Origin of the sequence: Pseudomonas sp. SIMBA_041, assembly GCF_046535095.1 — a bacterium.
In the GTDB taxonomy this organism is placed as follows: Bacteria; Pseudomonadota; Gammaproteobacteria; order Pseudomonadales; family Pseudomonadaceae; genus Aquipseudomonas; species Aquipseudomonas mucoides.
Genome location: NZ_JAWRXJ010000022.1, coordinates 1 through 5,412 on the forward strand (window position 1 = coordinate 1; position 5,412 = coordinate 5,412).

General features: G+C 61.9%; 10 protein-coding genes. All 10 read right to left on the bottom strand.

The features are described from left to right. Positions 1–233 (bottom strand): phage tail protein (locus tag SB725_RS29960; protein WP_410922999.1); only part of this gene is annotated, 233 nt, incomplete at its 3' end. Continuing rightward, a complete protein-coding gene (locus tag SB725_RS29965; protein ID WP_410923000.1) occupies positions 226–837 on the bottom strand; it encodes a phage tail protein I in 612 nt (203 codons plus the stop codon). The genes SB725_RS29965 and SB725_RS29960, both read right to left, overlap by 8 nt. A 1-nt stretch (position 838) precedes the next feature. Next, positions 839–1,717, bottom strand: coding sequence for a baseplate J/gp47 family protein (locus SB725_RS29970; protein ID WP_410923001.1), 879 nt, complete (start codon positions 1,715–1,717; stop codon positions 839–841). Beyond that, positions 1,714–2,040 (bottom strand): GPW/gp25 family protein, encoded by a 327-nt coding sequence (locus tag SB725_RS29975; RefSeq protein ID WP_027923834.1) that lies wholly within the window; start codon positions 2,038–2,040, stop codon positions 1,714–1,716. Before SB725_RS29975 ends, SB725_RS29970 begins: the two co-directional genes overlap by 4 nt. A 13-nt stretch (positions 2,041–2,053) precedes the next feature. Next, entirely contained in the window at positions 2,054–2,275 is a 222-nt protein-coding gene (locus tag SB725_RS29980; RefSeq protein WP_032833526.1) for a hypothetical protein, read from the bottom strand. Between the two features lie 57 nt (positions 2,276–2,332). Continuing rightward, complete coding sequence (locus SB725_RS29985) at positions 2,333–2,893, bottom strand: phage baseplate assembly protein V (protein WP_027923833.1); 561 nt, start codon at positions 2,891–2,893, stop codon at positions 2,333–2,335. Next, a complete protein-coding gene (locus SB725_RS29990; protein WP_050590201.1) occupies positions 2,860–3,423 on the bottom strand; it encodes a hypothetical protein in 564 nt (187 codons plus the stop codon). Before SB725_RS29990 ends, SB725_RS29985 begins: the two co-directional genes overlap by 34 nt. Beyond that, positions 3,416–4,048, bottom strand: a complete 633-nt coding sequence (locus tag SB725_RS29995; RefSeq protein ID WP_027923832.1) for a phage tail protein — start codon at positions 4,046–4,048, stop codon at positions 3,416–3,418. The genes SB725_RS29990 and SB725_RS29995 overlap by 8 nt, the downstream gene beginning before the upstream one ends. Continuing rightward, positions 4,045–4,359 (bottom strand): hypothetical protein, encoded by a 315-nt coding sequence (locus SB725_RS30000; RefSeq protein ID WP_410923002.1) that lies wholly within the window; start codon positions 4,357–4,359, stop codon positions 4,045–4,047. Before SB725_RS30000 ends, SB725_RS29995 begins: the two co-directional genes overlap by 4 nt. Positions 4,360–4,361: 2 nt before the next feature. Continuing rightward, positions 4,362–5,357 carry a major capsid protein gene (locus SB725_RS30005; protein ID WP_027923830.1) on the bottom strand — a complete coding sequence of 332 codons (996 nt, stop codon included), beginning with the start codon at positions 5,355–5,357 and terminating at the stop codon, positions 4,362–4,364. Between the last annotated feature and the right edge of the window lie 55 nt (positions 5,358–5,412).

The window sequence follows — 5,412 nt, forward strand, 5'->3', positions numbered from 1 at the left end:
GTGATCACTGTGTTGGGGTTGGCCGGATCGACTCGGATCTGATTGATCGGCGCCCGGCGCCATTCGTTGATCAACTGGGTTTGCAGGCGATCGGGAATCGGGTCGGTGCCGTTGGCATCGCCCAGGCCCATCTCGGTAAACATCCAGTCCAGGCCCATGGCGATGGCATTGGCGTGCTTGGCTTCGCCCACGGCGGTGAGAATGGCAAAAAACTGACTGGTCTTATCAATCATAGGGATAAACGTCCAAAGTATCGGTTTCATCGACGCAGAGCGTCGGGCCAAAAGTGCCGGTCACGTCTATGTCTTTCGGGGCTGGGGGGTATACGTCGATTTCTTCGCCTTCTTGGACGCACACGGCTATGCCCAGTACGCCCTCGGTCTGCAGACTGAGCGCCAGATTGGTCATGTGCCGGCTGACCGGGCGCGCGTCGTCGATCAACCACGCCAGTTCCTCGTACAGCTCCTCGGTGATGCCCGAGTCATTCAGCGCGACCTCCAAGGCGAAGGTGCCGGGCACGCCTTCCGGCACGGTGTCGAACCACTCGACCACGTCGATCAGGTAGCCCAGGGGCTCGACCACCCGGCGCAACGCACCAATGGTGCCTTTGCGCGCATGCACGTCGTACGCCGAACAGATCGCCGTACGCTTGGCCTCCTGGGTCCAGTTGCTGTTCCAACGGTCCACGGACCAGGCCGAAGCCAAGTACGGCAACAGGTGTTCGGGACAGGTGTCGGCGTCGTATAAGCTGCGCAGCGGAATCAGTGTGCTTTCGTAGTTGGCCGCTTCCACGGCCAGCTCCAGCGGCGTGCTGTTGAGCGGTAACTGACTGCTCATGTCAGGCCCCCAGCGTCACGCTGTAGCCGGTGCAAAACGCGGCCTCAGCCTTGCTCGGTTTGATGTCGGTCCAGCCCAGTAGCTCAACCCGGGCGATGCCGGGAATGTGCAACTGCGCATCGATCCCCGAGCGCGCCACTTCCAGACCCAGGCGGCGACGCGGGTTGATCCACTCATTCAGGCGTTTCTGGCTTTCGGCCAGGTAGGCTTCGTTTTCCGGCCCCGGGGCCTGCGGATACAACACCGCCTCGATGCGGTAGTCGATCACCGCCGCGCTCTGCACCGTGAGCCGATCGGCCACTGGCCGGACCTCTTCGTCATTCAGGTGCAATCGAACCTGCTCGAGCAACTCCGGCGAAGCGGTGCCGCTGCCTTCGAGGCTGAGCACGGTGACCACCACCACGGCCGGCGATGGGCTTTCTGCCGTGGCATCGGCCACCAGCCCGGAGGCGTTGCGCGCATGCAGGATGTAGCTGTTACGCGGCCCTGCCGTGGTCAGCCCCTCATACGACAACTGCACCCGCTCGCGCAGGGCATCGTCCTCTTCGAGCACCTGCGGCGTCGGCGGTACCGTGCTCGGATCTCCGGCCTGAATCACCAGACGCTGCAGGTTGACGTTGGCAGCCAGGTGATCGAGGTCGGCCCGCTCGGCATGGGCTAGCAACAGCGCCTTGCCGGCATCGTTGACTCGCGCCCGGTTCTGCAAGGCGCCATACGCGGCCTGCTCGATCAGCTTGAGCACCGGATCACTTTCCAGCTCCGCGCTCCAGTTGTCGCCCATGCTCAGGCGGAAGGCTTCAAGTTTCTCTTGGTAGACCGCCTCAAAGTCGAGGTCTTCCAGCACTTGCGGCGGCGGCAGAGCCGCCAGTTCCATGGTCATGCGGACACCTCCAAAATCACGTCGCTGCCGAGGTACTGCCCGATCAGCTCAAAGGTGATACGCCCTTCGAGAATGGCCACGGCGCGCACCCGGCCCAGTTTCAAGCGCGGCTCCCAACGCCCGAGCGTGCTGGCCACTTCCGCTTGCACGGCACTTTTCCAGCCGTCATTCACCGGCAAGTCGACAAAGCGCCGCAGCTTGCTGCCGTACTCCGGGCGCATGCGGCGGCTGCCCAAGGGCGTGGACAAGATGTCCTCGATGGACTGGCGCAGGTGATCGAGGCCGGAGATGAGTTGGCCGGTGCGGCGGTCCAGTCCGATCATCCCGATCACTCGATCAGCCCTCGACCGCGACAAAGTCCTTGCGACCGTGCAAATACTCGATCGCCACCGTGTCATCCGAGGCCACCACAACCTGGCCCTTTTCCACTTTCAAGGTGCGCTCGGCGTCCAGCAGGATCAGCACCCGCGAGGTGAACAGCGTGTCGCGAAAGAAGCTCAGCGTGGCCGGCGCGGGTGCAACCGTGGCGGCCGGAACTGGCGTGGATTTACTCGTCATGATTTTTTCTCCAGACATAAAAAAGCCCGCACGAGGCGGGCTGAAGATGATGTGCACTCAATGCGAGTGGTTGCTGCTGTTGCCTCCGGCATCCATGATCGTGCCGGCGCCGGTGATGTCGCCGGATACGCTCAGCGCACCGTCGATGTTCACCTCACCCGCCAGCGTGATCTGGCTGGCCGTCACCCGGACTTGAGACGGCGTCACTTCAAACTGCGAGCCACCGACCGCGATGGTCGCGCGGCTGCCGTCGGGTAACGCGATGCTGTAGCTGCCGGCTTGCCAGTCGTAGACCAGTGAGCCGCCATCGTCGAAGTACCAGGCCTCGACGTGATCGCGGTTGTCCGGCGGGGCCCCGGCGTTGCCATACAGCCCCGGGATGAACGTGCCCATCGCCGGATCACCGCTGGGGCTGAACAGCGCGCCCTGCTCATTCAGGCTCGGCGCGCGCCAATGACGGGCCTTGCCCGCCGCCAGACTGTGCCAACGCACCCAGGCACTGACCCAAGTACCGGCCTTGACCCGCACTCGCCCGGCCATCAGATCAATGCCGACCACCACACAGGGCATCAGCATCGCAGCGATCATCCGGTCATGTTCGGCGCTGGCGTATCCCATGCCAGATCCTCCGGCTGAAAGTAGTGATCTTCATTGCCGGTACCGGTGCAGCCATCGACGTTCAGGTACAGCGTGCCAGGAGGCTCGACTGGCCACTGCCACTCGACTTCGCCAAGGTAGATCTGCTGAGTCCATTCCACCACCCACACGGTGTAGCCATCCAGTTCGGGCTTGGTCCAGTCTTGGCGCGAGGCCACGAATTGCGCCTGCTCGACATTGTCCAGACCCCAGGTCTGCCCCCGAAGGAGGATTGCTATTTGCGCCGCCAATTGGGCACCGAGTTGCTGATGCCGGCCCAACTCGGGCGCGACAATAATTCGCGCTTCAAAACGTTGGACCAGCACCGTTTCACCGGTACCGATGTCTTGCCCGGGCTCAAACTCCACCGGTTCCAGGAACACCGCCGGCAGCGCTACCCGGTCCTGAATGTCTGGACAGGTCGCGACAAATCGCACAGAGGGCAGCGCTTGGCGGAGGTGTTCCTCTATGGCGGCGTACAGCGCGTCCAGCGAAAAAGCAGGATCAGACACGGGCGCTCCCCTTCAGGTACTTATGCAGTTCAAAGTTCATTTCCTGCTTGAACACGATCAGCAGGCGCTCATCGGCTTTGTTGGCCCAGGTGTAAAAAGGCTCTTCGGCGTCTTCGAGCGAAACCGTGGCCTTGGCGAGCGGAAAACGATTGTCGTTTTCCGCGATCCAACCCGAGCTCTTACCCCCTGTCGCGGATGCGCCGCCGGGATAGTCGTCCGGGTTGAAATGTTTGCTGGAGGTACGAATCCAGATATCCGCCTTGTTGCCATACACACGCTTGTAAAAAGCGCCCTGATACCGTCGTCCCGCCACCGAGACACCGGCCTTGCCCTGACGGGGATTCCCTACCCGGCTGGCGTCCATTGGGTTGGTGCCGAACCAAAGTTTGCCCGGTTGCCCCTGGCCTTTGATGGGATAACAACGCAGACGCTGCCGCACTGCCCGCACGGCAATCCGCTCCTGCTTGCTGACATCGCGCGCCATGTGTGTGGCCAGCCACCCCAACGTCTTGTTAATCGCCCGTCGTTGCGCCGCGGCCACGGCCTTGGGCATCACCTTGGCCAGTTGTTCAAAAGCCTGCACATCGTCAGCCGAAAGCTGCAGCGACACCGGCACAGCACTCATGCTTTTAACCTCAGCGACAAGGCCACCAGCCCATCACCCGCTGGTTCCAGGTGCGTCAGGGTGTACTCGCCACCGCCGTCCAGGGCGGGCAACTCGATGAGCACCGTTTGCGTTTTTTCCACGCCCGCGGCATCGGCGACCCGAATGTGAAAACACGGCTCGCGCAGACCGGTGTTCAAGCGACCGATCTTGGGTTGCAACCAGGGTGCCGAAAACATGCCCAGCACCCGCCGACCTTCGATGTAGCCAACGTCGGCCAGGGTGTCGAACACCACGCTGTCGATCGCCTCGACCAGCTCTCGAAAGGCCATGATCAGAGCGTCAGCAGGATCTGCGCCCGCGGACGCGTACACAGGTGCAATGGGTTGGACTGGGCTTCGCCGGCCATGCCCTTGTTGAACGGCAGTGGTTCCAGCTTGCTGTAATACGGCAGGCCTTGGGTATTGGCGGTCTCCATGTAGTCCGCAGGGGCAAAGCAGGAGATGTACAGCTCCGGCACGCCTTCAGGAATCAATAACGCCTGATCGTCGTGGATAAACGATACGCCAGCGATGCGCCCCCGGTAGCGCTCCCAGACGATGCCACCCAGCTCGAAACTGTCTCGCGCATCGCCACGCAACTCCGCGGCCTGGATCGTATTGAGGTAGGTTTCCTCAACCGATTTGTGCGTGATCAGCTTGTTCCAGAAATTCTTGCCACAGAAGGCTCGCGCGCCCGAGCTGGTCACGCTGCCCAGCTCATCGTCTTGCATGTCCAGCGCTTCGGCGCACTTGACTCGGATCTTCGTCGCCGAGTCGTTCAGGCCCATGGACAGGCGTTGTTGCTCCACACCAAATGCCTGATAGATGTTCAGCAGGACCGTTGAGCCATCCGCGTCCAGCACCAGACCATTGAGCGCACCCATGCGCTGAAATTCATGGGTGGCATCGAGTTGACGCTTGGCTTTGCTCAGGCGCGTGTTTACTACGCCCTGCACCGCCTGCAGTTCGGTGGTCGTACCAAAGGCGCGAATGCCTTGAATCTCGTCGGCCTTTATGGTGAAACGCTGCGGCAGGTGCACGGTGTTGAACGGAATCATCTGCCGCTTGCTGGCACCCACGACCAGCCCCGAGGTGCCGCGCTCACCCGCCGGCACCAGCGCCAGGGTGTTACCGTCCTTTTCGATCTGGACGGTCAGGGTGCTGATGCCTTCCTCGCGAAACAGGCCCAGACTGCTGATGCGCCCCGGCAAATATTCCTGTTCGTTGATCGCTGCGGTCAGCGAGGACACCGAAAATACATCGTCGTTAAAAATGCCAATATCGGCCATAAAGAGGCTCTCCAGAAATGCAAAACCCCGCACAGGGCGGGGTTGGGGAAAAGGG